The 24,816-nt window shown below is 62.5% G+C and carries 22 protein-coding genes; 5 read left to right on the plus strand and 17 right to left on the minus strand.

The annotated features are described in order from the left end of the window. Positions 1-195: 195 nt before the first annotated feature. The 6 genes from PHS32_RS19235 to PHS32_RS19260 all read right to left on the minus strand — a co-directional run bounded on the left by PHS32_RS19235 (position 196) and on the right by PHS32_RS19260 (position 6,016). Positions 196-1,347, minus strand: a complete 1,152-nt coding sequence (locus PHS32_RS19235; protein WP_301080728.1) for a BMP family ABC transporter substrate-binding protein — start codon at positions 1,345-1,347, stop codon at positions 196-198. Positions 1,348-1,415: 68 nt separating this feature from the next. Beyond that, entirely contained in the window at positions 1,416-2,336 is a 921-nt protein-coding gene (locus PHS32_RS19240) for an ABC transporter permease (RefSeq protein WP_301080758.1), read from the minus strand. Further along, the gene (locus PHS32_RS19245; protein WP_301080729.1) at positions 2,336-3,391 is read right to left on the minus strand and encodes an ABC transporter permease; all 1,056 of its coding nucleotides are present in this window, start codon (positions 3,389-3,391) and stop codon (positions 2,336-2,338) included. Before PHS32_RS19245 ends, PHS32_RS19240 begins: the two co-directional genes overlap by 1 nt. Beyond that, positions 3,384-4,949: an ABC transporter ATP-binding protein gene (locus PHS32_RS19250; protein WP_301080730.1), complete on the minus strand. Its 1,566-nt coding sequence runs from the start codon at positions 4,947-4,949 to the stop codon at positions 3,384-3,386. The genes PHS32_RS19245 and PHS32_RS19250 overlap by 8 nt, the downstream gene beginning before the upstream one ends. A gap of 204 nt (positions 4,950-5,153) precedes the next feature. Continuing rightward, positions 5,154-5,387, minus strand: a complete 234-nt coding sequence (locus PHS32_RS19255; protein ID WP_301080731.1) for a hypothetical protein — start codon at positions 5,385-5,387, stop codon at positions 5,154-5,156. Positions 5,388-5,503: 116 nt separating this feature from the next. Further along, a complete protein-coding gene (locus tag PHS32_RS19260) occupies positions 5,504-6,016 on the minus strand; it encodes a hypothetical protein (RefSeq protein ID WP_366143495.1) in 513 nt (170 codons plus the stop codon). Between the two features lie 315 nt (positions 6,017-6,331). Between PHS32_RS19260 and PHS32_RS19265 the strand changes: the two genes are divergently transcribed. Genes PHS32_RS19265 through lpdA form a run of 4 tightly spaced genes read left to right on the plus strand, consistent with a single transcriptional unit; the run spans position 6,332 to position 11,360 of the window. Beyond that, positions 6,332-7,567 carry a 3-methyl-2-oxobutanoate dehydrogenase (2-methylpropanoyl-transferring) subunit alpha gene (locus PHS32_RS19265; RefSeq protein WP_301080732.1) on the plus strand — a complete coding sequence of 412 codons (1,236 nt, stop codon included), beginning with the start codon at positions 6,332-6,334 and terminating at the stop codon, positions 7,565-7,567. Between the two features lie 2 nt (positions 7,568-7,569). Beyond that, positions 7,570-8,610, plus strand: a complete 1,041-nt coding sequence (locus tag PHS32_RS19270; protein ID WP_301080733.1) for an alpha-ketoacid dehydrogenase subunit beta — start codon at positions 7,570-7,572, stop codon at positions 8,608-8,610. Then, the gene (locus tag PHS32_RS19275) at positions 8,610-9,953 is read left to right on the plus strand and encodes a dihydrolipoamide acetyltransferase family protein (protein ID WP_301080760.1); all 1,344 of its coding nucleotides are present in this window, start codon (positions 8,610-8,612) and stop codon (positions 9,951-9,953) included. The genes PHS32_RS19270 and PHS32_RS19275 overlap by 1 nt, the downstream gene beginning before the upstream one ends. A gap of 3 nt (positions 9,954-9,956) precedes the next feature. Then, the gene (gene lpdA / locus PHS32_RS19280) at positions 9,957-11,360 is read left to right on the plus strand and encodes a dihydrolipoyl dehydrogenase (protein ID WP_301080735.1); all 1,404 of its coding nucleotides are present in this window, start codon (positions 9,957-9,959) and stop codon (positions 11,358-11,360) included. Positions 11,361-11,383: 23 nt separating this feature from the next. Here lpdA and PHS32_RS19285 read toward each other — a convergent pair whose 3' ends face one another. The 4 genes from PHS32_RS19285 to PHS32_RS19300 all read right to left on the minus strand — a co-directional run bounded on the left by PHS32_RS19285 (position 11,384) and on the right by PHS32_RS19300 (position 15,510). Next, positions 11,384-12,007: a Crp/Fnr family transcriptional regulator gene (locus PHS32_RS19285; protein ID WP_301080761.1), complete on the minus strand. Its 624-nt coding sequence runs from the start codon at positions 12,005-12,007 to the stop codon at positions 11,384-11,386. 69 nt (positions 12,008-12,076) lie between these two features. After that, on the minus strand, positions 12,077-13,411 hold the full coding sequence (locus tag PHS32_RS19290; protein WP_301080736.1) for a glycerate kinase: 1,335 nt from the start codon (positions 13,409-13,411) through the stop codon (positions 12,077-12,079). A 41-nt stretch (positions 13,412-13,452) separates the two neighbouring features. Next, complete coding sequence (locus PHS32_RS19295; RefSeq protein ID WP_301080737.1) at positions 13,453-14,400, minus strand: tripartite tricarboxylate transporter substrate binding protein; 948 nt, start codon at positions 14,398-14,400, stop codon at positions 13,453-13,455. Positions 14,401-14,424: 24 nt separating this feature from the next. Then, entirely contained in the window at positions 14,425-15,510 is a 1,086-nt protein-coding gene (locus tag PHS32_RS19300) for a tartrate dehydrogenase (protein WP_301080738.1), read from the minus strand. Positions 15,511-15,608: 98 nt separating this feature from the next. On the opposite strand from PHS32_RS19300, the gene PHS32_RS19305 reads away from it, so the two are divergent. Beyond that, a complete protein-coding gene (locus tag PHS32_RS19305) occupies positions 15,609-16,523 on the plus strand; it encodes a LysR family transcriptional regulator (protein ID WP_301080739.1) in 915 nt (304 codons plus the stop codon). A 6-nt stretch (positions 16,524-16,529) separates the two neighbouring features. On the opposite strand, the gene PHS32_RS19310 is transcribed toward PHS32_RS19305, so the two are convergent. The 7 genes from PHS32_RS19310 to PHS32_RS19340 all read right to left on the minus strand — a co-directional run bounded on the left by PHS32_RS19310 (position 16,530) and on the right by PHS32_RS19340 (position 24,717). After that, positions 16,530-18,428 (minus strand): EAL domain-containing protein, encoded by a 1,899-nt coding sequence (locus tag PHS32_RS19310; protein WP_301080740.1) that lies wholly within the window; start codon positions 18,426-18,428, stop codon positions 16,530-16,532. Between the two features lie 4 nt (positions 18,429-18,432). After that, positions 18,433-18,975, minus strand: a complete 543-nt coding sequence (locus PHS32_RS19315; RefSeq protein ID WP_301080741.1) for a YfiR family protein — start codon at positions 18,973-18,975, stop codon at positions 18,433-18,435. Positions 18,976-18,985: 10 nt separating this feature from the next. After that, positions 18,986-20,980 (minus strand): TonB-dependent receptor, encoded by a 1,995-nt coding sequence (locus tag PHS32_RS19320; RefSeq protein WP_301080742.1) that lies wholly within the window; start codon positions 20,978-20,980, stop codon positions 18,986-18,988. Between the two features lie 43 nt (positions 20,981-21,023). Beyond that, positions 21,024-21,737 carry an ABC transporter ATP-binding protein gene (locus PHS32_RS19325; protein ID WP_301080744.1) on the minus strand — a complete coding sequence of 238 codons (714 nt, stop codon included), beginning with the start codon at positions 21,735-21,737 and terminating at the stop codon, positions 21,024-21,026. Positions 21,738-21,799: 62 nt separating this feature from the next. Next, on the minus strand, positions 21,800-22,567 hold the full coding sequence (locus PHS32_RS19330) for an ABC transporter ATP-binding protein (protein ID WP_301080745.1): 768 nt from the start codon (positions 22,565-22,567) through the stop codon (positions 21,800-21,802). Positions 22,568-22,696: 129 nt separating this feature from the next. Beyond that, entirely contained in the window at positions 22,697-23,779 is a 1,083-nt protein-coding gene (locus tag PHS32_RS19335) for an ABC transporter ATP-binding protein (RefSeq protein WP_301080746.1), read from the minus strand. A gap of 8 nt (positions 23,780-23,787) precedes the next feature. Beyond that, on the minus strand, positions 23,788-24,717 hold the full coding sequence (locus PHS32_RS19340; RefSeq protein ID WP_301080747.1) for a branched-chain amino acid ABC transporter permease: 930 nt from the start codon (positions 24,715-24,717) through the stop codon (positions 23,788-23,790). Positions 24,718-24,816 lie beyond the last annotated feature (99 nt).

Genomic DNA, 24,816 nt, shown 5'->3' on the forward strand with positions numbered 1-24,816 from the left:
CAAACCGGCTCGATTACCAACCAAAGACCGGGCTATGCCTGCAAAACGTCCACTTGAGCCCTACCCAGCACCAAAATCAACGCAAATCTGGTCATACAGTGGAGCTGCATGAAATATGCGGGCTAGCAGCTTTTCATTCATCGCCTCATAGAAAAAGCCGCCCGCAGGCGGCTTTTCGTGGCGCGGTCAATGCGCTTACTTGCTGCCGGGCACCTTGCCTTCGACGCCCTTGACGAAGAAGTTCAAACCACCCAGAAACTTGTCATCCGCGACCGCATCCTTGGCCACTTGAACCTTGCCCTTGTTGTCGACGATCGGGCCTTTCCAGATCACGAAGCTGCCGTCGGTCAGACCCTTCTTGACCTCATCCACTTTGGCTTTGGTCTCGGCCGGCACGTCTTCGGCGATCGAGACGATATCGATCGCGCCTTCCTTCACACCCCACCAGGTATGGCCGCCACCGGTCCACTTGCCTTCCAGCGCTTCCTTGGTGGCCTTGATGTAGTAGGGGCCCCAGTTGATCACGCTGGAGGCCAGATGCGCCTTGGGACCGTAGGCGGTCATGTCCGAATCCCAGCCGAAGGCGCGCTTGCCCTTGGCCTCGGCGGTCTTCAGCACGGCCGGCGAATCGGTGTTCTGGAACAGCACATCGGCGCCGCCGTTGATGAGCGAGGTTGCCGCCTCGGTTTCCTTGGGCGGATTGAACCATTCGCCAACCCACACCACCTTGGTCTTGATCTTCGGGTTGCTGGACTGCGCGCCCAGGGTAAAGCTGTTGATGTTGCGGATCACTTCCGGAATCGGCACCGACGCCACCACGCCCAGCGTATTCGACTTGGTCATCTTGCCGGCAATCACGCCGGCCATGTAAGCACCTTCGTAGGTGCGGCTGTCGTAGGTGCGCATGTTCTCGGCCTGCTTGTAGCCGGTGGCGTGCTCGAACTTCACGTCCTTGCTGTCGGCGGCGACTTTCAGCATGGGTTCCATGTAGCCGAAGGTGGTGCCGAAAATCAGCTTGTTGCCTTGACCAACCATGTCGCGAAATACACGCTCGGCGTCAGCCGATTCAGCCACGTTTTCCGCGATGGAGGTCTTGATCTTGTCGCCAAATTCCTTTTCCAGCGCCTTGCGACCGTTGTCGTGCGCGAAGGTCCAGCCGCCGTCACCGACCGGGCCGACGTAAGCAAAAGCAATCTTCAGCGGCTCAGGCTTGGGGGCCGGGGCGGAAGCGACCGGCGCCGGGGCCGGAGCGGGTTCTTCCTTCTTGCCACACCCGACCAGTGCAGCGGAGGCCACGGCGGTGAGTGCTGCGATTTTCAGCAGCGAACGTTTTTGCAAATCGGTCATGTCAATTCCTTCTTAGAACGGGGGGTTGCGACAGGGTTTAAAAGAGGCTAATTATGAACCGGAAAGAATCAGCTTCCGGGGTAGAAAGGCTTTCCTATCGATGCCGGCATGTTGATCCGGATCCACATGGGATTGCGCGAAATCAGGGCCAGCACAACGATGGTCGACAGATAGGGCAACATGGTCAGGAACTGGCTGGGAACTTCCACGCCGATGCCTTGCAAGTGAAACTGCAACATGGTCACGCCGCCGAACAGATAGGCCCCCAGCAGGACCCGGGCCGGCCGCCAGGTGGCAAAAGTGGTCAGGGCCAAGGCGATCCAGCCCTTGCCCGCCACCATGCCCTCGACCCACAAAGGCGTGTAGATGATGGAAACATAAGCACCGGCCAAACCGCACAGCGCCCCGCCCGCCAGCACCGCCGCCAGACGGATGCGGCGCACCGGGTAGCCCAGCGCGTGGGCCGCCTCGGGGCTTTCTCCGACGCTGCGCAAGACCAGGCCGGAACGCGTGCGGTACAAAAACCAGATCAGGCCCAGCGCCAACAAGACCGTCAGATACACCAGGGGATGGTGCCTGAAGAAGGCCGGTCCCAGCAGAGGAACATCAGACAGATAAGGAATGGCAAAACTGGGACGCTGCGGAATTTTTTCCTGCACATAGCCAATGCCGACGAAGGCGGAAAACCCGGCCCCGAACAGGCTCACTGCCAGACCCGTCGCATATTGATTGGTGTTGAGCCAGATCACCAGCACGCCAAAAACAAGGGCCAGCACGGCGCCGGCGCCAATGCCGGCAACGAACCCCAGAACATCGCTGCCCGAATAGACAACAGTGGCAAAACCGGCGATGGCGGCGCACAACATCATGCCCTCGGCGCCAAGGTTCACAATACCGGCGCGCTCATTGATCAACAGCCCCAGGGAGGCCAGCGCCAGTACCGTGCCGGCGTTCAGGGTGGCGGCGACCAGCAGTGCGTACGATTCCATCATTTACCCCATTTCAAGCGGTAATTCACCAGCGTGTCGCAGGCCAGCAAGGTGAACAACAGCAAACCCTGGAACACGCCGGTCAACGATTTGGGCAAGCCCAGGCGCGACTGCGCGAGCTCCCCACCGATGTAGAACATGCTCATCAAAATGGCCGAGAACAGCATGCCCACCGGATGCAGCCGCCCGACATAGGCAACGATGATGGCGGCAAAGCCGTAACCGGCCGGCACGTAGGGCGTCAGTTGTCCGATCGGGCCGGCCACCTCCAGGGCACCGGCCATGCCGGCCATGCCGCCCGACACCAGCAAGGCCAGCCACAAGGCGCGGCGCGAAGAAAAGCCGGCATAGCGGGCGGCAGCCGGCGCCAGGCCGCCGACCTGCTGCGCAAAACCGGCGCGGGTGCGGAACAGGAAGATCCAGGTCCCGAGGACACCCAGCAAGGCCAAAAACACGCCAATGCTGACGCGCGAGCCGGCAAACAGGCGCGGAATGCGGGTAACCAGATCAAACGTCTTGGTCTGCGGAAAGTTGTAGCCCTGCGGGTCCTTCCAGGGACCCGCCACCATGTAGCTGAGCAGCTGTACCGCCACATACACCAGCATCAGACTGACCAGAATCTCATTGGCATTGAAACGGTCGCGCAAGTAAGCGGTGATGGCCGCCCAAAACATGCCGCCCAGAACGCCCGCCAAGATAATCGGAAGCACGATCCAGCCGCTGCTGGTTTTGTCCGCCAACAGCGCCACACCGCTGGCCGCGATGGCACCCAGCACGTACTGCCCCTCGGCACCGATATTCCAGACATTGGAGCGAAAGCACACCGCCAGACCCAGCGCAATCAACAACAAGGGCGTGGCCTTGACGGTCAATTCACCCAGTGCGTAAGCGCCACGGATAGGTTCCCAGAAAAACACCCGCAAGCCACTTACCGGGTCTTTGCCCAAGGCGGCGAACAGCGCCACGCCAATCACGACCGTGATCAGCAAGGCCAGCATGGGCGAGGCGTAACTCCACAGCGCGGAGGGTTGCGGTCGGGCTTCGAGCTTAAGCATGCTGTGCTCCGCCCTGTTCTGTCATGCGGGCATCCGGCATCCCCGTATCCGTTGGGAACAAGCCGCTCATCCACTCGCCTATTTTTTCAATGCTGGCCTCGCTGATCGGCACCGAGGGCGACAGGCGGCCGCGGGCGATCACATGCAGGCGATCACTGAGTTCAAACAACTCGTCGAGCTCTTCGCTGACCACCAGCACGGCGCAACCGGCATCGCGCAAGGCCAGAATTTCACCGCGAATCTGGGCCGCCGCCCCGACATCGACACCCCAGGTCGGCTGCGACACGATGAACAGTTTCGGATTGGCGTCAATTTCGCGGCCGACGATGAATTTCTGCAAATTACCACCCGAGAGGGAACGCGCCGCGGCGCGTGGACCGGCGGCCTTGACATTGAAGCGCCGGATAATATCGGCAGCATGGGCTTCGAGCTTGCGGATGCCGATCCAACCGCCCGCAAACCCGGGGTGGGAGATTGATTCGTTGCGCGTGAGCAGCAAATTGTGCGCCAGCCCCAGCGTCGGCACGGCGCCGCGGCCGAGGCGTTCTTCCGGCACAAAATGAAGTCCCAGCTGGCGCCGGTCTCCCGGGTGCAAACCTGATACGTCGGTTTGCCCAATGCGAATCGACCCCGGCTCGGCTCGCACATCCTCACCCGACAGGGCGTACAACAATTCCTTCTGCCCATTACCGGAAACACCGGCGATGCCCACCACCTCGCCGGCGCGAACCTCCAGCGTGACGCCACCCAGGTCGACGCCAAACTGGTCGCCCCGGGGCAGCGACAGGTTCCGCACCTGCAACACCGGCGCGCCCAGTTGGGGCGCGTGACGAATCAGCTGCGGCAACTCGGCACCGATCATCAGGCGCGACAAGGAGGCGTTGGATTCCAGTGCCGGCTGGCAGACACCCGTGACCCGGCCCGCGCGTAACACGGTGCAGACATCGCACAATTGGCGGATCTCGTCGAGCTTGTGACTAATGTACAAAATGCTGCAACCTCGGCCGGCCAAGGTCTTCAACACCACAAACAGCTTTTCCACGGCCTGCGGCGTGAGCACCGAAGTGGGCTCATCCAGAATCAGCAATTGCGGTTCGGTCAACAAAGCGCGAAGGATTTCGACACGCTGCATTTCACCCACGCTCAAGGTGTGCACGGGTCGGGTCGGATCAATGTCCAGACCGTACTCGGACGCTTTGCTAGCGATGCTGTGGCTGACTTCAGGCAGGCTCAGGCGCTTGTTCAGACCGAGCCAGACATTCTCCGCGACGGTGATGGTGTCGAACAGGCTGAAATGCTGAAACACCATGCTGATGCCCAAGGCGCGTGCCTCTTGCGGATTGCGGATGGTCACCGGTTGGCCATTGAAGACAACCGTTCCGGCGTCCGGCTTGACGGCGCCATAGATTATTTTCACCAGGGTCGATTTGCCGGCACCGTTTTCGCCCAAAACAGCATGGACTTCGCCCGGCATGACGGTCAGCGAGACGGCGTCGTTGGCCAACACGCCGGGGTAACTTTTGCAGACGCCTAGGAGCTCAAGTCGGGAAGTTGTCATGGGGCCCTATGCTAACTTCAATCAGCCGGCACCCAGCCCCACCCTACCCCGCCCAAGCACTGAATTTGTGCCGCCGGGCCAAATGGCCACACCGCGCAAGCGACGGTACTACCCCGCCGTTACCCGCAGTCCGATCGAGCCGGCACCCACCGCCTCACAGTCTGGCCGCAAACAACAAGGCAGTTCCACAGTTGCGGGCACCTTCTAAATGCCAGCCGTGCTGGACCAGCTTGGCGGCACGTCGCGCGGAACGGAATAATGGACACGCTGCCTGACTTGCTCGCTGTCGGGCTCCGTAGTGGCATCCGCCGTGTCCGATTGCAAGACAGCGCCAGAGCCACCGGCCGCAACGGTCAACTGGTGCAGTTCGGTGGCGACCATGACGCCCGCGACAGCCGACATCAGTGTCAAAACAATGGCACCAAAAAACGCCTTCATTTCAAGCCTCCGTAATTGACGTGGTCAAGCAAAACCAATGCCATGGGCAGTGCGCCGGCTGGTCGTTCCCGCCCCAATCAGCGCTCCCGGCACGCCGTCAGAGGGACTGGATGAACTCAACGCTGCGGGTAAACCACGTTGCTGCCGGGGGCCGTACGCGAGTTCGAGATCACCGGCGTGATCTGCAGCTGAATGGTGGAGCCCGGGTCGTAAGGCATTTGCACCGAATATTGCTTGCCGGCGTATTCATAGGTCACGTTGTACGCGACCGTGCGGTTCTCGTAAAAAGTTTGCATCCGGCAGTGCTGCACGTTTTGCACTTGCGTCTGTGCCGGACCCTCAATGTTGTCGCCGACCATGGCGCCACCGATGAGGCCCAGCACGGTGGCGGCCGCCTTGCCGCTGCCGCCGCCCACGGCGTTCCCCATGGCACCGCCGGCAATGGCACCCATGATCGCACCGGCACCGGATTTGGGCTGCTGGACCGTCACCTGCTCGTTGCTGCATACCTGGCGCGGAACACTGACCTGCTGAATGACGGGGGTGGAAGAAACCACCTGCGCCTGCTCCTGCGCCAGAGACAGTCCACTGAAAACCACGGCCGTGGACAAAAGAAGAAGTTTTTTCATGATGCTTGATTTTAAAGTAGTCGGCATGAGTGAATCATGGCATTCTGTAAGCCCAACTTTATCGGAATTGAGTGAAGAAATGGTAAAGAATGTGTCAGCCATGGCCAGCCCCCTGGCGTCCCAAAAAACTTGCACCGCAAGCGCCGGCCACAGCCTGATCGAACGGAAAATCCGTTATGCTCCACGGCGCAAGCAATGCGCGCGGCGATCCCGCTGCCATTGCCGCATTGTCCGGTCGACGCGGGGCTACCCGCCACGCGTCGAGCCAGCCCCCAACATCTGATGCAGGACACGACCTTGCAAGGAGAAATGCCGATGCCACAGCGCGAGCCACTTCGTCTGCATGTGCCTGAGCCCACCGGGCGACCAGGCCATGACACAGACTTTTCCTACCTCCCTATTTCAGAAGCCGGTGCCGTGCGTCGCCCGCCGGTGGACGCCCTGGCGACGCAGACCAGCGACCTGGCGTTCACGCTGATTCGCGTGCTGGACCCCAGCGGCAAGGCGGTTGGCCCCTGGGCACCCGAGATCGATGTGGCCTTGCTGCGCAAGGGTCTGCGCGCCATGCTCAGGACGCGCGCTTTTGATGCGCGCATGCAGATTGCACAGCGGCAGAAGAAGATGTCCTTCTACATGCAATGCCTGGGCGAGGAAGCCATTGCCACCGCCCACGCCCTGGCGCTGAGCGAGGGCGACATGTGTTTCCCCACCTACCGCCAGCAGGGACTGTTGCTGGCGCGCGATGATGTGTCCATGGTGGACATGATCTGCCAGTTGTTCTCCAACCAGCATGACCCTCTCAAGGGGCGACAGTTGCCGGTGATGTATTCCAGCAAGAAGCAGGGCTTCTTCTCCATCTCGGGCAACCTGGCCACCCAGGTGATCCAGGCCGTGGGCTGGGCCATGGCCTCGGCCATCAGCGGGGACACCAAGGTGGCGTCCAGCTGGATTGGCGATGGCGCCACCGCCGAGGCGGACTTTCACACCGGGCTGACCTTCGCCCATGTGTACCGTGCACCGGTCATCCTCAATGTGGTCAACAACCAGTGGGCCATCTCCACCTTCCAGGCCATCGCCGGCGGCGAAGGCACCACTTTTGCGGCGCGCGGCGTGGGCAACGGCATCGCCTCGCTGCGGGTCGACGGCAATGATTTCCTGGCGGTTTACGCCGCCTCGCAATGGGCTCTGGAGCGGGCCCGCCGCAACCTGGGTCCGACGCTGATCGAGTGGGTGACGTACCGGGCTGGGCCGCACTCGACCTCGGACGACCCCAGCAAATACCGCCCCGCCAACGATGCGGCGCGCTTTCCCCTGGGTGATCCGATTGCCCGTCTCAAGCAACACCTGATCCAACTGGGCGCCTGGTCCGACGCCCAGCATGAGGCGGCCCAGAAAGAGCTGGAAGCCGAGGTGGCGGCGGCCCAGAAAGAAGCCGAGCGCTACGGCACGCTGGCCGATGGCCATATGCAGAGCCCGGCCGGGATGTTTGAAGATGTTTACAAGGTCATGCCCGAGCACTTGCGTCGGCAGCGCCAGGAATTGGGAATCTGATCATGCCGAACAACAAACACAAGCAAGGCAGCAGCGCCATGACCATGATTCAGGCTCTGCGCTCGGCCATGGACGTGATGCTGGAACGCGACAACAAAGTGGTGGTCTACGGCCAGGACGTCGGCTATTTCGGTGGCGTGTTCCGCTGCACCGAAGGACTGCAAAAAAAGTACGGCACTTCGCGCGTGTTCGATGCGCCGATCTCCGAAGGCGGTATCGTGGGCACGGCGGTGGGCATGGGCGCCTATGGCCTGCGCCCGGTGGTCGAGATCCAGTTCGCCGACTACTTCTATCCGGCCAGCGACCAGATCGTGTCCGAGGCGGCGCGCCTGCGCTATCGCTCGGCCGGAGACTTCACCTGCCCCATCACCATCCGCATGCCCTGCGGCGGCGGCATCTACGGCGGGCAGACGCACAGCCAGAGCCCGGAGGCCATGTTCACCCAGGTCTGCGGCCTGCGCACGGTGATGCCGTCCAACCCCTACGATGCCAAGGGCCTGCTGATTGCCTCCATCGAGAACGACGACCCGGTGATTTTTCTGGAACCCAAGCGTCTGTACAACGGACCGTTCGACGGCCACCACGACAAGCCGGTGGTGCCCTGGTCGAAACACCCCATGGGCGAAGTGCCGGAGGGCTATTACACGGTGCCGCTGGACTCGGCGGCGGTGTTCCGCCCGGGCCAGGAACTGACCGTGCTGAGCTACGGCACCATGGTGTTTGTGGCGGAAGCGGCGGCCAACGAGAGCGGCGTGGATGCCGAGATCATCGATCTGCGCTCGATCTGGCCGCTCGATCTGGAGACCATCGTGGCCTCGGTCAAGAAGACCGGGCGCTGCGTCGTGCTGCACGAGGCGACGCGCACCAGCGGCTTTGGCGCCGAACTGATTGCGCTGGTGCAGGAGCATTGCTTCTACCACCTCGAAGCCCCGATCGAGCGGGTGGCGGGCTGGGATACACCCTATCCCCATGCCCAGGAGTGGGCGTATTTTCCCGGCCCCAAGCGGGTCGCAGAAGCGTTCAAGCGCGCGCTGGAGGCATGATGGGTATTCACGTGATCAAGATGCCGGACATCGGCGAAGGCATTGCCGAGGTCGAGTTGGTCGCCTGGCATGTCAAGGTGGGCGACATGGTGGCCGAGGACCAGATCCTGGCCGATGTCATGACCGACAAGGCGACGGTCGAAATCCCGTCCTCGGTGGCCGGCAAGGTGCTGGCGCTGGGCGGCGTGGTGGGCCAGGTGATGGCGGTCGGTTCGGAGGTCATCCGCATGGAAGTGGCAGGGGCCGGCAACCTCAAGGCAGAGGCGGCCCAGGCGACCTCCGCGACGGCGCTTGCCAGCAGCCCGGCAGCACCGCTCGCGCCGGCCGCGGCGCCGGCCAAAACACCGGTCGCGGCGCCAGTGGCCCCGCTGCCATCGGCGCTGCCAACGCCCTCGGCAACGCAGCCTTTGCCCGAGGCGCGGCGCGCCAGTGCGCAAGCGGTGGCGCCGGTGCGCGCACCGGGTGACAAACCCGTTGCCTCGCCGGCAGTGCGCCGCCAGGCCTGGGACCTGGGCATCGAATTGCAGTTTGTGCCGGGCACCGGTAGCGCCGGTCGCATCACGCACGAAGACTTGCTGGCCTATGCGGCGCGAGCGACCCAGTCGCCGTCGGCCGATGGGCTGGACCCGCGCTATGCCCCGCGCCTGGACGAACAGACTGTTCCCGTGATTGGCCTGCGGCGCAAGATCGCTCAGAAGATGCAGGAGTCCAAGCGCCGCATTCCGCACTTCACCTATGTCGAGGAAGTCGACATGACCGAGTTGGAGGCCTTGCGCGCGCGCTTGAACGCCCAGCACAGCAAGGCGCGTGGACGCCTGACCGTGCTGCCGTTCCTGGTGCGTGCCGTGGTGCTGGCGGCGCGAGAGCATCCGCAGATCAACGCCCGCTACGACGACGACGCGGCCGTGCTGACGCGCTATGGCGCGGTGCACTTGGGGCTAGCCACCCAGACCGAAGGCGGGCTGATGGTGCCGGTGCTGCGCCATGCCGAGACACTGGACCTGTGGGCCTGCGCGGCCGAAGTGGTGCGCCTGGCCGAAGCGGCGCGCAGCGGCAAGGCCTCGCGAGACGAACTGTCAGGCTCGACCATCACCATCACCAGCCTGGGCGCACTGGGCGGCATTGTCAGCACGCCGGTGATCAACCACCCGGAAGTGGCCATCGTGGGCATCAACCGCATGGTCGAGCGCCCCATGATCCGCAACGGTGCGGTAGTGGCGCGGCTGATGATGAATCTGTCGTCGAGCTTCGACCACCGCGTGGTGGACGGCATGCATGCGGCCGAATTTGTGCAACTGGTACGTGGCTACCTGGAGTGTCCGGCCACCCTGTTTGTGGAGTAGGACATGGACATACAACACACAACCTTGCTCATCATCGGCGGCGGTCCCGGCGGCTACGTGGCGGCCATCCGCGCCGCGCAACTGGGCATTGCCACCACCCTGGTCGAGGGCGAACAACTGGGGGGCACCTGCCTGAATGTCGGTTGCATTCCGTCCAAGGCGCTGATCCACGCCGCGGACGCCTACCACCAGGCGCATCACTTCATGGGCGACAGCACGCTGGGCATCCATGTGGAGGCGGCGCGCATCGACATTGCGCAAACCGTGCGCTGGAAGGACGGCATCGTGGCCCGGCTCACCGGCGGCGTCGGCGCCTTGCTCAAGAAGCATGGCGTCAAGGTGGTCAAGGGCTGGGCTCAGATGGTGGACGGCAAGACCGTGGACGTCAGCACCGACAAGCCGCAAGCGCAGCCCCTGCGCATCCAGGGAGAGCACTTGCTGCTGGCCAGCGGCTCGGTCGAGTTGGGCCTGCCCGGCATGCCTTTCGGTGGGCGCGTCATTTCCTCCACCCAGGCGCTCTCACCCGACAGCATTCCCGGCAAGCTGGTGGTGGTGGGCGCCGGCTATATCGGTCTGGAGTTGGGACTGGTCTACCGCAAGTTGGGCGCCGATGTGACCGTGGTGGAGGCGCAGGACCGCATCCTGCCGCTGTACGACGAGGAACTGACCAAACCGGTGCTGGCCTCCTTGCGCAAACTGGGGCTGCAGTTGCACCTGGGCAGCAAGGTGCAGGGCTTGAACACCGCCGGCGACGCCGTGCGGGTGCTGGATGCGGCGGGGCGCGAGAGCGAACTCGCCGCCGACCAGGTGCTGGTGGCCATAGGACGGGCACCGCGCACCCACGGCTGGGGTCTGGAAAAGCTGATGCTGGCGATGCAGGGCCGCGCGCTGAAGATCGATGACCAGTGCCGCACCTCCATGCGCAATGTCTGGGCCATTGGCGACCTGACGGGCGAGCCCATGCTGGCGCACCGGGCCATGGCGCAGGGCGAGATGGTGGCCGAGATCATCTCCGGCAAACGCCGCCACTTTGCGCCGGCGGCGATTGCCGCGGTCTGCTTCACCGATCCCGAAGTGGTGGTGGCGGGCCAGACGCCGGCCGAAGCTGCCAAGGCCGGGCTGGACTGCATCAGCGCCCATTTCCCCTTTGCCGCCAATGGCCGCGCCATGACACTGGAAGCGCACGAGGGCTTTGTGCGCGTGGTGGCCCGGCGTGACAACCACCGCATCGTGGGCTGGCAGGCGGTCGGCGTGGGGGTATCGGAACTGAGCACGGCGTTTTCCCATTCGCTGGAAATGGGTGCCTGCCTGGAGGATGTGGCGGGCACCATTCACGCCCATCCGACCCTGGGTGAAGCGGTGCAGGAAGCGGCTTTGCGGGCACTGGGCCACGCTCTGCATGTCTAGCCGGCTGCCAGCAACGACCGGGTTCAAGCGCCGGCAAGCAGGCGCAGCCCTCCGGGATCAACCACGTTCAACAATCGTCCGGAACCGCTGATCAAGCTGCGCTCGCGCAAATGCCGCAGCACGCGTGACAGGGTTTCGGGTGCAATGCCCAGTTGCGCGGCAATGGAGCGCTTGCGCTGCTGCAGCAGCACCGCCATCGCACCGCGGTCGCCGGTCTGGGCGTGGCGCAACAGCCATTCGGCACAGCGAGCCTCGGCATCCTTGGCAAAACGACTGACCGCAAATTCGGTTTGCTGGCGATGCGCCAGCGCCACGTCGTGCAGCACAGCCTGGGCTGCCTCCGACATGCTGGAGAGCGACTGGCGGAATTCGGCCAGGGCGACCCGCCGCAAATTGACTTCGGTTTCCGCCACGGCGTCGACCGCGTGCGGCAAGTCCAGCACTGCGGCGCTGGCCTCCAGCCAGCAGGGGCCTTCCACCACCCCCAACTGGTGCTCCATGACATTGCCCTCCATGACGCCCAGGGCGACCCGCCCCGACTCGACATAACTGACCCAGGGCGAGGCCAGTGCACGCCGGAGCAAAAACTCGCCGCGAGCAGCAAGATGGACTTCGGCGGGGATATCAATAACTTGAGCGGGCAGCATAGACACGCACTTTGCCGCGCTTAGGCCCCCTGGACCTTGAGGAAAATCAAACAATCCTGAGTAAACTGCTCACAAAACCAGCACGACCCGGAAATCATTGACATTCGTGAAGCTTGGCCCGGTGATCAGCAAATCGCCCAAGCCGGCAAAAAAGCCATAAGCATCGTTGCGCTCAAGATAAGCGTCAATTTTCATCCCTGCGGCCTGCGCCCGGCGCAAGGTGTTGGGCTCGACCCAGGCACCGGCATTGTCTTCGACACCGTCGATGCCGTCGGTATCCGCCGCCAGCGCATAGACCTTGGCCTGCCCCTGCAAGGCCTGCGCCAATCCGAGACAGAACTCCCCGGCCCGGCCACCGCGTCCGGCCGGCACGCCAGGCGCGGGCGGACGCACCGTCACCGTGGTTTCACCGCCGCTGAGAATGACGCAAGGTGCCTGAAAAGGTTGTCCCCGGTTGGCCACGGCACGCGCCAGCGCCGCGTGAACCTTGCCCACTTCACGCGACTCGCCTTCCATTTCATCACTCAGGATATAGGCTTTCAGTCCCGCCGCACGAGCCACCGCGGCGGCCGCTTCCAGTGACTGCTGCGGCGTGGCAATCAAGTGGACTTGGTGACCCTGGAACGCCGCGGCACCCGGTTTGGGTGTTTCCAGGGCACCGCTGTCGAGCAAATCCGTCACTGCCGCGGGTAGCGGGACGGAATAACGCCGCAAAACCGACAACGCATCGGCACAGGTCGTGGGGTCCGGGACGGTCGGCCCGCTGGCAATGATGCAGGGATCGTCACCCGGCACGTCACTGATGGTCAGCGTCACCACGCGCGCCGGTGCACAGGCCAGCGCCAGCCGCCCGCCCTTGACGCGCGAGAGGTGCTTGCGCACGCAGTTCATCTCGGCAATGGTGGCACCCGAGTTCAACAGTACCTGGTTGATGCGCTGTTTGTCCGACAGCGTCAGACCGCTGGCCGGCAGCGTCAGCAGGGCCGAGCCACCGCCTGAAATCAGGCACAGCACCAAGTCGTCTTCGGTCAAGCCGCGTGCCAGGTCCATGATGCGCTCGGTCGCCGTCACGCCAGCGGCGTCGGGCACCGGATGCGCGGCTTGCACCACTTCAATGCGTTGCTTGAGACCCGGCGGGCGCTTGGGCACATGCTGGTAGCGCGTCACCACCAAGCCCGACAACGGGGCATCGGCCGGCCACAGGGCTTCCACCGCCTGTGCCATGGCGCCAGCGGCCTTGCCGGCACCCAGCACCAGGGTTTGGCCTTTGGGTGGCGGCGGCAGGAAAGCGGCGGTGTTATGCAGGGGCAGCGCCCGCACTACCGCGGCACGGTAGAGGGAGCGCAGAAAGGCAGCCGGTTGCAGGAACGGATCGGCTGCGCTGTCGGGATTCGAATCGGTCATGCGATGATTATCGCGGCCGGCGTTTGGCGCCCGCTGGCGGGCTACTTTTTGCCCAGTCCCAGGCGCTGTGCACCCTCCGTGTACAGACGCACTTTTTCCTTCATGAAGGCGTCCATCTGGTCGAGGCCGACATTGACCAGTTCGAATCCGCTCTTGGCGGCCAGGTCCTTCATCTCGGGCTCCTTGTTCAGTGCCGCCCACAGCTCGGACAGGCGCTTGCGCGCTTCCGGCGAAGTCGACTTCGGTACGCCGATGCCGCGGTAGGCGCCATCGACCCAATCGATACCGAGTTCCTTGAAGGTGGGCACCTCGGGTAGCAGCGGGTGACGTTTTTCCATGGCGATGGCCAGTCCCCGCACCCGGCCCTTGTTATTGATGGCAAACGCGGAATAGGTCATGGCGCCTTCCACCTGGGAGCCCAGCACCGCGGTGGCCATGTCGCCCGTGCCTTTGTAGGGGATGTAATTGGTCTTGACGCCAAAGGCCGCGTTCATGCGCTCATGGGCGGCGTGGTTGGCCGAGTTAAGGCCCGAGCCACCCAGATTGAGCCGGCCGGGAGCGGCCTTGGCGGCCTTGATGAAATCGGCAAAAGTCTTGATCGGACTTTGCTCCGGCACCACCAGGATATCGGGTGTGAAATGAAACCAGAACACCGGCGTGATGTCCTGCGTCTTGTACTGTACCTGGCCTTCGAGTGGCTGAAAGACGATGTGCGGCAGGTTGACGCCCACGATATTCAGGCCGTCGCCCGGCAACTGGTTCATCTGGCCCCACATCAAGCCGCCGCCGGCGCCCGCTTTGTACTGGATGATGGTGTCAATGGCAGGGCACTTCTTCTTGAGCACGATTTGCTGATGCCGGGCCGACAGGTCGGACTCGCCACCGGGCGGAAACGCCTGCCAGTAGAGCAGGTTTTTGTCGGGGCAGGTCTGCGCCAGCGCGAGCGGCATGAGCAGCATCAGACACAGGGCGAAAAGCAATTTCTTCATGTTTGTCTCCTTGGTAATTCGAGGTCAGTGCCGGCCCGCTGGCGCCGCGGCGATGCGCTCACATACCGCCTGCGTCACCTGCTGCGTGCTGGCACTGCCGCCCAGATCGCGCGTGTGCAGCGCCGGGTCGGCCGTCACCTGTTCGATGACCTGCATCAGCAGCCGCGCGGCGTCCAGTTCGCCCAGATGTTCCAGCAGCATGACGCAGCTCCAGAAGGTACCGACCGGATTCGCCAGGCCCTTGCCCATGATGTCGAAGGCCGAACCATGGATCGGCTCGAACATGCTGGGGTAGCGCCGCTCGGGATCGATATTGGCGGTCGGAGCAATGCCCAGACTGCCGGCCAATGCCGCCGCCAGATCGCTCAGAATGTCGGCGTGCAGGTTGGTGGCCACCAGGGTGTCGAGCGACGCCGGGCGGTTCACCATGCGTGCGGTGGCGGCGTCCACCAGTTCCTTGTCCCATTGCACGTCGGGAAACTCTTTTGAAATCTGCAACGCAATCTCGTCCCACATCACCATGGCATGCCGTTGTGCATTGGACTTGGTCACCACCGTCAGCAGCTTGCGCGGACGCGATTGCGCCAACCGGAACGCGTAGCGCATGATGCGCTCCACGCCGGCGCGCGTCATCATCGACAAATCGGTGGCGGCCTCGATCGGCTGCCCCTGGTGCACCCGGCCGCCGACACCGGAATACTCCCCTTCGGAGTTTTCGCGCACGATCACCCAGTCCAGGTCGGCCGGCTGGCAGCGCTTCAGCGGTGCATCGATGCCGGGCAGGATGCGGGTCGGGCGCACGTTGGCGTATTGATCAAAACCCTGGCAGATCTTCAGACGCAAACCCCACAGCGTGATGTGGTCGGGAATATGCGGGTCGCCGGCCGAGCCGAACAGAATGGCGTCCTTGTCGCGCAGTGCATCCAGGCCAGCGGCGGGCATCATTTCACCATGCGCGCGAAACCAGTCACCACCCCAGCCGAAGTTTTCGAAATCAAATTTGAAACCGCTGCCGGCCGCGGCCAGTGCCGCCAGTACGGTCTGGCCGGCCGGAACCACCTCCTGGCCGATGCCGTCGCCCGGGATACAGGCTATTTTGTAAGTCTTCATGGATTGATCTGGAGTCGTTGTAACGAAGCCAGACTCTAGCGCCGACCCGATCAAACAGGCATCAGGCAAGTGAAACCATTGTTTACTATGATTCAACAATGTCGACACCTGCCTCCGCTCCATCCGAGATGGCCTTCTTCAGCCTGCTGGTACGTTGCGGCAGCTTCTCGGCAGCGGCGCGCGACCAGGGCATCAGCACGCCGGCAGCAAGCAAGCGTCTGGCCCAGATGGAGGCACGGCTGGGGGTGCAGTTGCTGCATCGCACGACGCGGCGCATTGGCCTGACGCCGGAGGGCGAAGTCTATCTGGCACAAGCGCGCCGCATTCTGGCCGACATCGACGAGATGGAACAACTGGTGTCGAGCTCGGCCAGCGCGCCCAAAGGCCTGCTGCGTGTGAATGCCACCCTGGGCTTCGGCCGCAGCCAGATCGCGCCCTTGATTTCCAGCTTCGTCAAACGCCATCCCGAGGTTCAGGTCCAGCTCCAATTAACGGTCAATCCGCCGCCCTTGAGCGACGATGCATTTGATGTTTGCATTCGTTTCGGCGAGCCACCCGACGCGCGCGTGATCGCCCGCCGCATTGCCTCCAACCGGCGTCTGATCTGCGCCGCGCCAGCCTATCTTGAGCGCCACGGCACGCCCCAGGTTCCCGCCGACCTGATGCAGCACAACTGCATCGGCATCCGTCAGGGTGACGAGGCTTACGGCGTCTGGCGCCTGACCTCAGCCGAGCGTACCGAGGCCGTCAAGGTGCGCGGTAGCTTGAGCACCAATGACGGCGAGATCGCAGTCAACTGGGCCTTGGCGGGCCACGGCATTCTGGTGCGGGCGCAATGGGATATCGCCAAATATCTGCGCAGCGGGCGGCTGCGCCAGGTCTTGGAAAATTGGCAAACCCCGCCAGCCGACATTCATGCGGTGTACCCGCAACGCCTCCAGAGTGCAACCCGGGTACGGGCTTTTGTCGATTTCATGGTGGCCGCATTTTCGGTGGCAGAGCCGCCGCAATAAAAACCGTCAGGACGCCACGGCCCAACGCTGCTGCACATAAGTCACCAGATCGGCCGGCGACATCGGACGACCCAGCAGATAGCCCTGCAGCACATGACAGCCGCAGGCTTGCAGAAATTGGGCTTGCTCCTGCGTTTCCACACCTTCTGCCACGACCTTGATGTTCAAGGCCCGCGACATCTGAACCACCGCCGTGACGATCGCGGCATTCTCGCCATCCGTGGGTAGATCGCGCACAAAACTCTGATCGATTTTGAGCTCGCCGACGCGAAAACGCTTGAGGTAACCGAGCGAGGAATAACCGGTGCCGAAATCGTCAATTGACAGGGAGAATCCGGCCGCATGGAAAGCTTCCAGAACGACCGAGCCGCCCTCCTCCATCAAGGCGCTTTCGGTCAGCTCGAATTCGAAGCGCCCCACCGGCTCGCCAAAGAGAACCAGTGTTTCGCAAAAACGCTGCACCACGCCGCTGCCGCTGAGCAACTGGCGGGGCGAGAAATTGACGGAAACCTTGGGCAGTTCGACCGCACCGGCACGCATCAGCGCCAGATCGCGGCAGACCTGACTCAGCACCCAGTCGCCCAGTTCGGCGATCAAGCCGGCCTGCTCGGCCACCGGAACGAACTCTGACGGTGACACCTGCCGACCATCCTCGCGTCGCCAGCGTACCAGGGCCTCGGCTCCGACCAGGCGTCCGGTCTGGGCACACAGTTGCGGCTGGTAGGCCACCCAGAGCCCGCGCCCGCCCTCCGCGAGGGCCTGGCGCAGGCCGGCCTCAAGTTCCAGATCACTGCGTACCCGGGTATCAATTTCCTCGGAAAAAAAGCGGAAACCGTTCTTGCCGTGGGTCTTGGCCACATACATGGCCATATCGGCGCGGCGCAGCAAAACGGAGGGATCATGGTCATCGGCCGCCAGCAAAACCACCCCGATGCTGAGCCCGACATGGCTGGTGGTCGGCGTGGTCGGCAACGGCACGCCAATGGCCTGGATCATGGAACGCGCCACCTTGGCCGCATTCTCCGGGTCTCCGATGCCATAGAGGATGACGCCGAACTCATCGCCGCCAAGGCGGCCCACCACGTCCCCCAGGCGCAACACCGCCGTCATGCGCTCGCCGATCATCATCAGCACCTTGTCGCCCGCCTCGTGTCCCAAGGAGTCATTCACTTTTTTGAAATCATCGACGTCGATGAACAGCAGCGCCGCGCCGACGCGCTCGCGCGCCACCCGGGCCAGCGCCTGGCGCAACTCGCGTTCGAACAAACGCCGGTTGGGAAGACCCGTCACCTGGTCATAAAACGCCAACTGTTCCAACTGCTCCTCGGCCCGCGCCATGCGACGCCGCAAGCGGGCCGTCAGGCGGTACGCCAGCGTCAACGCCACGGTCGCAATGCCCAGCACGCCAAGGGCGTATTCCAGCAGGCGCCAGTAAAGCGAGGAAAAACTCACGCGCAGCAGCAAAGTGCCAACCTTGCCGCCCTCAATCAGGACGTCTTCCCGCAAAAACCCGGTCACTACCCCGTAAGAGGTCGACTTCGACAATTCGCTCAAACTTTGGACGTCTTGGTCACCCTCAGGCGCCAGGCTCAAGGGGAAATTCCCCTCGCCTGCCGCGGCGAGCCGCCGGCCATCCGCATGGTACAGGGCGCCGCCCTTGATGCGCGGGCTTAGCAGCACGGTGCCTATGGTCTCCTGTGCCGTCTTGGTGTCATTGAAAACCAGCGCCGCCGCGCTGTTGGCGCCGATGATCACCGCCTCGGTGTGCAACTCTTCAACCATCAGCTGGCGACCGACCACGTACTGGTGCACCAACAGCAGAATGAAGGCGATCAGCAAAGCCAGGCCGATCGACAACAGGTTCAAGCGACGTGAACGACCGATCCGGTCATTCTGAGTATTCATCTTCTCACTCTAGCACGTGACGCGCCAGACGAAGCGCCTTGGAGCTCAATACGAGCCCGGCCTGGCGCACCGATTTCAGATCGATATCAAAAACGACACGCCCGCCCTCGATCTCCAGGTTGATCATCGCGCCACGTTGCAGGTAGCCCGGTGAGTCCCCCATCAACAGAATGCCGCTGGCTGGCAAATTGGAAACAATGCGCGGCAGACTGGCGCCATCAGGGGGCGACAGGTACAGAGCATGACAGCCGGCCAGCGCCGCGGCATCAACCCGGACCACCTGCAGCGGCTTGCCCTTGAGCAGCTTGCCATCGAGCTGGCTGAGCGCCAGGGGAACCGGCCGGGCATCGAGATAGCACAGGGTCAGTCGGTCGGCTGCCCGCCCGCCCTGGCTCGGCCAATCCACAAACAACAGCATGTTGACCATGATCGCCGCCTTCAGTTCGGCCTCCGGCGCCTGCCGCTGGGCCTGCGTCAGCGGTGCCAGCATCAGCAGCAACACCAGCAGCCACAATTTTCGCCGGCAAGCGCAAGCAAACATCAACATCGGCAGCACGCTACAGGGGCAAGGTCCAGCGCAGCCGGAACTGTCGCCCGTCCTGGGTCAGCGCGTCTTGCGCAAAAGCCGACGATGCCGGATCGAGATACTGGCGATTGCCGAGGTTATAGAGCCCCAGCGTCAAGCTTCCCGCGCCCAGCAGGCGCTGCGAAGTCAGCACCAGATTGAGCACGCCGAAGCCGGGCACGCTGCCCGCCAGTGTGCGTCGCTGTGACATGCCTTGCCATTCCCCGGCCGCCGTCCAGCCGGCACCCAGCGCCGCGCCAAACACCAGTTTACCGATCCAATGCGGTGAATTGCCGAGTTCGCTGCCGTCGGCCGCACGCGACCACTGCCTCGACAGGCTGCCGCGCAGACGGAGGTCGCTGGTGGTCCAGCGCTTTTCGGCATCCAACTCGATACCTTGGGTCTGCACGCTGGACTGGTTGGCGAACACGTACAGGCCGTCGACCGGATCAAGCACCTGATCGATCATGTCGCGCATGTCGTTGCGGTAAACATTGACGCCGAAACGCCCCCCCTGACCCAGCCGAAAATCGGCGGCCAACTCGGCGCTGCGGATTCGCTCCGGCTGCAGGGCCGGATTGGCTTTCTGCAAAACACCGCCATCGTCGTAAAAACGCTCATAGGCATTGGGCGCCCGATAAGCGCTACCGACGGTTGCCTTCAGGGTTGCGCCGTCATGCAACTGATAGATCAGGGCGGCCCGCGGCGAGGCAATCGCCGAATAGTCACTGTGCTTGTCGTAACGCAAACCGAGATTGAGCAGCCACTGCGCCGACAGACGCCATTCGTCCTGTGCAAAAACACCGTAACTATGCGATGGACGATTGCTGTCGAGATAGCTGACGGCTGGCGAGATGTCAAAATTGCGCTGCGCCAACTGCGTGTTCCACTGCGTTTCCAGGCCCAGCATCAGCTTGTGCGCCGCCAGCGTGTTCACGATCAGGCGGTAATCGCTGCCAGTCCAGTTGGCATCGCCCTGGTCCCGGTTGTCGAGTTGCCCCGCGTATTGGTAACCTCCGTTGTAGCGGTAGCCACCCTGGAAGACCCGGAACTGTTGCTGCCAACCACCGGCCAGCAAACCGTCATAAGCCAGCTCAATCAGCGAATGCTGGTCCACGGTATGGGTGCCTGACACACCGAAGGCAGTCAAGAATGGTGCGTTGGGCAGATTTTTGTCGCGTGAACTCAGGTTGGCGGTCAAGCGCCAGTTGCCAAAGCGGAATTTGCCGTAGGCTTTCTGGTAGTCCTCGCCATCGAGACCGCGCGCCCAGCCGTCGCTGGCCCCCTTGTCGAATTCCGGAAAGTAGAGGTCATTGCCACTGGCAGCATAAGCGGCAACGGCAAAAAACCAGTCGTGCTCACTGTCGATGCGCTGGCCGGCGAGCAGACCCAGACGGCTACTGCGCCCACTGCCCGCATCAAGCGTCAAGCGCGTGCCATTGATGTCGGCGCCATCGAGCATCACCGCATTGACAATGCCGAACAGCGCATTGGCGCCATACACCGCCGAGGCCGGTCCGGAGACGAACTCCAGTCGCTTGACCCAGTCGATTTCAATCGGCGCTTCGTTGCCGATCTGCGCCTGATCGTAAAGTGCATCGTTGCGCCGGGCGCCATCGGTCAGCAGCAGAATCCGGGAGTTGTAATCACCCGGGCGGTTAAAGCCACGCACCCCGAGGTAGCTGTAGTTGCGATCGTTGTTGACATAGACGCCGCGCACGCTGGAGAGCGCCTCGGCCAGATTGCGATAACTCTGTCGGCGCAACTCCTCCTGGTCGATCACGGTCACCGACGCCGGGGAATCGGCCAGCGGCTGTGCATAACGCGATGCGCTCTGCACCTCCACACGCAGCAGATCGTCAAGCGAGAGCTGCGCCAATTCACCGGCATCCGCCAACAACGTGGCGGCCTGCGTCGGCGCGCCGCAACCCAGTGCAATCAGCGCAATGGAGCAACCGCGGCGAAAGCGAACCAAGACCGGGAACATGGGCACTCTGCGCCAACCGGTAGTGCCACGCCGCGGCAAGGCGTTACTCGCCCAGGTAAGCGGCCCGCACCTTGGGGTCGCTGAGCATTTCCTTGGCGTCACCCGACATGGTGACCAGCCCTGACTCCATGACGTAGCCGCGATTGGCAATGGCCAGTGCGCGGCTGGCGTTTTGTTCCACCAGCAGCACCGTCACGCCCTGGGCGTAAACATCGCGCACCACTTCAAAAATCTTGTCCACCATGAGCGGCGACAAGCCCATGGAGGGTTCATCGAGCAGCAACACCTTGGGCCGGCTCATCAGGCCGCGGCCCATCGCCAGCATTTGCTGCTCGCCGCCCGACAGGGTACCAGCCAACTGGTCGCGCCGCTCCTTCAGGCGCGGGAAGATGGTGAACACCTTGTCGATGTCGACCAGGATGTCGGCCTTGTCGTTGCGGATGTAGGCGCCCATCTGCAGGTTTTCGACAATCGTCATGCGGGCAAAAACCCCGCGTCCTTCCGGCACCATCGCCAGGCCCTGCTTGACCAGATCCCAGGGACCCTGGCCGCGAATGCTTTTGCCCATGTACTGGATGTCGCCATCGTTGATCGGCAGGATGCCGGTGATGGCTTTCATGGTGGTGGTTTTACCGGCGCCGTTGGAACCGATCAGCGATACCAGTTCGCCTTCGTGGACCTCAAAGTCAACCCCTTTGACGGCCTGGATGCCGCCGTAAGCCACCTTGAGACCCGTCACTTTAAGAAGAATATTCATCGTTATTTCCTTGCCGGACCGACCGCAGCTACAGGCAGTGAGCCGGATCTGTCCCCATCTGTTTAATGCGTGGTGCCAAGATAGGCTTCAATCACTTTTTCATTCTTCTGCACATCGGTCGGCGTGCCTTCGGCAATCTGCTTGCCATAGTCCAGCACCGTTACCCGATCGCACAAGCCCATCACCAGTTTGACGTCGTGCTCGATCAGCAGGATCGTGCGGTTGTCGTTGCGAATTTTGTCGATCAGCTCACGCAGCATGACTTTCTCGGTGGCGTTCATGCCGGCCGCCGGTTCATCCAGCGCAATCAGTTGCGGATCGGTCGCCAGGGCGCGGGCGATCTCCAGGCGCCGCTGGTCGCCATAACTCAGCGTGCGCGCCTTGTAATCGGCAAATCTGCCAATGCCCACGTACTCCAGCAACTCCTGCGCCCGTTGTGCTATCGCCGTCTCCTCGGCCTTGAACGACGGGGTCCGGAAGATCGCCCCCACCAGGCCCGAATGGGTGCGGATGTGACGCCCCACCATGACATTTTCCAGTGCGGTCATTTCGGCAAACAGGCGAATATTCTGGAAGGTCCGTGCAATTCCGGCTTTGGCGACTTCATGCACGGCGGTCGGCTGATAAGTCTTGCCGGCCAATTCAAAGCTGCCGCTGTCAGGCGTATAGAGGCCCGTCAGCACATTGAAAAACGTGGTCTTGCCGGCGCCGTTGGGTCCGATCAGACCGTAAACCTGACCGCGCTTGATCTTGATGCCGACATCGCTCAGGGCCTGTAGACCACCAAAGCGTTTCGAGACGCCGGTGACGTTGAGTACAGTGTCTGTCATGTTCATCCTTAATCAGTTGGGGACAGAGCTGGTTCGCTTTGCGTAACTGCGGTCTGTCCCACAAGGTTTCACTCTAGTTGGGGACATGGCTGATTCGCTCTGCATAGCTGCGGTCTGTCCCAGGAGGTTTCATTTGCCGTTCTGGAGCGACTTGCCGTGGTCCGGCGAGGGCCACAAACCGCGTGGCCGCGACAGCATGATGAAGATCATGGCCAAGGCAATCAGCAGTTGACGCAAGATCGCCGAATCCAGACGCCCGTCGGTCATGGCCTGCAAAGGACCGGCGACATAGCGCAGCACTTCCGGCAAAGCCGACAACAGCACGGCACCGAGAATGACGCCCGGCAGATGCCCAATGCCCCCCAGCACCACCATCGCAACGATCATGATCGACTCCATCAGACTGAAGGACTCGGGTGAAATAAAGCCCTGAAAGGACGCAAACATGGCGCCCGAGACGCCGCCAAAAGTGGCGCCCATGCCGAACGCCAGCAATTTCAGGTTACGGGTATTGATGCCCATCGCCTTGGCCGCGATTTCGTCCTCACGAATCGCCATCCAGGCACGACCAACCCGCGACAGTTGCAGCCGATGGGAAATCAGGATGCTGAACAGAACCAGGGCCAGAAACCAATAGTAGTAAAGAGACACGGAAGCCAGTTCGAAACCGCCCACCGTGATGTTCTTGCCCAGGTTCAAGCCAAAGAAGCTCAAGGAGTCAATCTGCCCCATGCCCTTGGGCCCGTTGGTGATATTGATGGGTTGATCCAGATTGTTCATGAACACGCGGATGATTTCACCAAAGCCCAGGGTGACAATGGCCAGGTAGTCGCCGCGTAAGCGCAGCGTCGGGGCGCCCAGCAGCACACCGAAGAAACCGGCAAGCCCCGCCCCGACCGGGACCACGACCCACAAAGGCATGTGCATGCCATCGGGAAACATGGCGGCAAAGAAGGGGAAGGTCTCGGTCAGGTGTGGCGATGCCAGCAGGCCATACATGTAGGCGCCGATGGCAAAGAAGGCGACGTAGCCCAGATCGAGCAAGCCGGCGTAACCCACCACAATATTGAGCCCCAGGGCCAGCAAGACATAAAGCAGCGCCATGTCGGCAATGCGAACCCAGGCGTTGCCAAAAACCTGCAGAATCAAGGGCAGGATCAGCAAGGCAGCCGCCGTCAGCAGGAAGACAATGATTTTGTGTTGTTGCTTCATAACAGTCCTTAGGCTCGATCCGCCACCCGCTCACCCAGCAGGCCGGAGGGCCGCAGCGTCAGTACGAAGATCAAAACTATGAAAGCGAAAATATCCGAGTACTGGCTGCCCAGCACACCACCCGTCCAGGCGCCGATATAGCCAGCGCCCAGGGATTCGATCAGGCCCAGCAGGATGCCGCCGATCACGGCGCCGGCCAAATTGCCGATGCCACCAAAGACCGCCGCCGTGAAGGCTTTCAGACCCGGCAAAAAACCCATGGCGTGCTGCACCGTGCCATAGTTGGCCGCCCACATCACGCCCGCAATGGCGGCCAGCACCGCGCCAATCACAAAGGTGGCGGAGATCACCACGTCCGGCTTGACACCCATCAGCGCCGCCACCCGTGGATTCTCGGCGGTGGCCCGCATGGCGCGCCCCATGCGGGTGTAATTCACCAGCCACATCAGCACCGCCAGCGAGACCGCGGTCATTCCCAGAATCAGCACTTGGGTTGGCGTAATGACGGCACCGCCGACATCAAACGGTGTGCTGGGCAGCAGGGTAGGATAGGGTTTGTAGTTGGGTTTCCAGATGATCATGGCCAGCGTCTGCAGCAGCAAGGACATGCCGATGGCGGTGATCAGGGGCGCCAGTTTGGGGCTGTTGCGCAGTGGCCGGTAAGCCACTTTTTCAATCACAAAATTGAGCACGGCCGCCACCACACAGGCAATGACCAGGGAGATCAGGAGCACCAGCCAGCCGGGCGTGCCAGGCATGGCGTCTTTCATCAGTCCAATGATCGACCAACTGGTCAACGCGCCGACCATCAGCACTTCGCCATGGGCAAAATTGATCAGGCCGATGATGCCGTATACCATGGTGTAGCCCAGCGCTACCAGGGCATACATACTGCCCAACACCAGACCATTGATGATCTGCTGTATGAAGGTTTCCATAAACTTCTCCGATTTTTGGTCAGCGCTTGGAAATCAGCTTATGGCTGACGAGCGGCGCCGCCTTGTGAGCTCTACCAGTTCTCTAGCAATAAACCCGCC

Source organism: Rhodoferax sp. (genome assembly GCF_028714215.1).
In the GTDB taxonomy this organism is placed as follows: domain Bacteria; phylum Pseudomonadota; class Gammaproteobacteria; order Burkholderiales; family Burkholderiaceae_C; genus Rhodoferax.

Excerpts from the sequence above, each read along its gene's own strand:
- PHS32_RS19290 (WP_301080736.1), bottom strand. The coding sequence starts at position 13,411 with ATGACCGATTCGAATCCCGACAGCGCAGCCGATCCGTTCCTGCAACCG.
- PHS32_RS19270 (WP_301080733.1), top strand. The coding sequence starts at position 7,570 with ATGCCGAACAACAAACACAAGCAAGGCAGCAGCGCCATGACCATGATT.
- PHS32_RS19325 (WP_301080744.1), bottom strand. The coding sequence starts at position 21,737 with ATGAATATTCTTCTTAAAGTGACGGGTCTCAAGGTGGCTTACGGCGGC.
- PHS32_RS19265 (WP_301080732.1), top strand. The coding sequence starts at position 6,332 with ATGCCACAGCGCGAGCCACTTCGTCTGCATGTGCCTGAGCCCACCGGG.
- PHS32_RS19295 (WP_301080737.1), bottom strand. The coding sequence starts at position 14,400 with ATGAAGAAATTGCTTTTCGCCCTGTGTCTGATGCTGCTCATGCCGCTC.
- PHS32_RS19310 (WP_301080740.1), bottom strand. The coding sequence starts at position 18,428 with ATGAATACTCAGAATGACCGGATCGGTCGTTCACGTCGCTTGAACCTG.
- PHS32_RS19240 (WP_301080758.1), bottom strand. The coding sequence starts at position 2,336 with ATGGAATCGTACGCACTGCTGGTCGCCGCCACCCTGAACGCCGGCACG.
- PHS32_RS19275 (WP_301080760.1), top strand. The coding sequence starts at position 8,610 with ATGGGTATTCACGTGATCAAGATGCCGGACATCGGCGAAGGCATTGCC.
- PHS32_RS19255 (WP_301080731.1), bottom strand. The coding sequence starts at position 5,387 with ATGAAGGCGTTTTTTGGTGCCATTGTTTTGACACTGATGTCGGCTGTC.
- lpdA (WP_301080735.1), top strand. The coding sequence starts at position 9,957 with ATGGACATACAACACACAACCTTGCTCATCATCGGCGGCGGTCCCGGC.
- PHS32_RS19285 (WP_301080761.1), bottom strand. The coding sequence starts at position 12,007 with ATGCTGCCCGCTCAAGTTATTGATATCCCCGCCGAAGTCCATCTTGCT.
- PHS32_RS19315 (WP_301080741.1), bottom strand. The coding sequence starts at position 18,975 with ATGTTGATGTTTGCTTGCGCTTGCCGGCGAAAATTGTGGCTGCTGGTG.
- PHS32_RS19330 (WP_301080745.1), bottom strand. The coding sequence starts at position 22,567 with ATGACAGACACTGTACTCAACGTCACCGGCGTCTCGAAACGCTTTGGT.
- PHS32_RS19235 (WP_301080728.1), bottom strand. The coding sequence starts at position 1,347 with ATGACCGATTTGCAAAAACGTTCGCTGCTGAAAATCGCAGCACTCACC.
- PHS32_RS19305 (WP_301080739.1), top strand. The coding sequence starts at position 15,609 with ATGTCGACACCTGCCTCCGCTCCATCCGAGATGGCCTTCTTCAGCCTG.
- PHS32_RS19340 (WP_301080747.1), bottom strand. The coding sequence starts at position 24,717 with ATGGAAACCTTCATACAGCAGATCATCAATGGTCTGGTGTTGGGCAGT.
- PHS32_RS19245 (WP_301080729.1), bottom strand. The coding sequence starts at position 3,391 with ATGCTTAAGCTCGAAGCCCGACCGCAACCCTCCGCGCTGTGGAGTTAC.
- PHS32_RS19250 (WP_301080730.1), bottom strand. The coding sequence starts at position 4,949 with ATGACAACTTCCCGACTTGAGCTCCTAGGCGTCTGCAAAAGTTACCCC.
- PHS32_RS19320 (WP_301080742.1), bottom strand. The coding sequence starts at position 20,980 with ATGTTCCCGGTCTTGGTTCGCTTTCGCCGCGGTTGCTCCATTGCGCTG.
- PHS32_RS19335 (WP_301080746.1), bottom strand. The coding sequence starts at position 23,779 with ATGAAGCAACAACACAAAATCATTGTCTTCCTGCTGACGGCGGCTGCC.
- PHS32_RS19300 (WP_301080738.1), bottom strand. The coding sequence starts at position 15,510 with ATGAAGACTTACAAAATAGCCTGTATCCCGGGCGACGGCATCGGCCAG.
- PHS32_RS19260 (WP_366143495.1), bottom strand. The coding sequence starts at position 6,016 with ATGAAAAAACTTCTTCTTTTGTCCACGGCCGTGGTTTTCAGTGGACTG.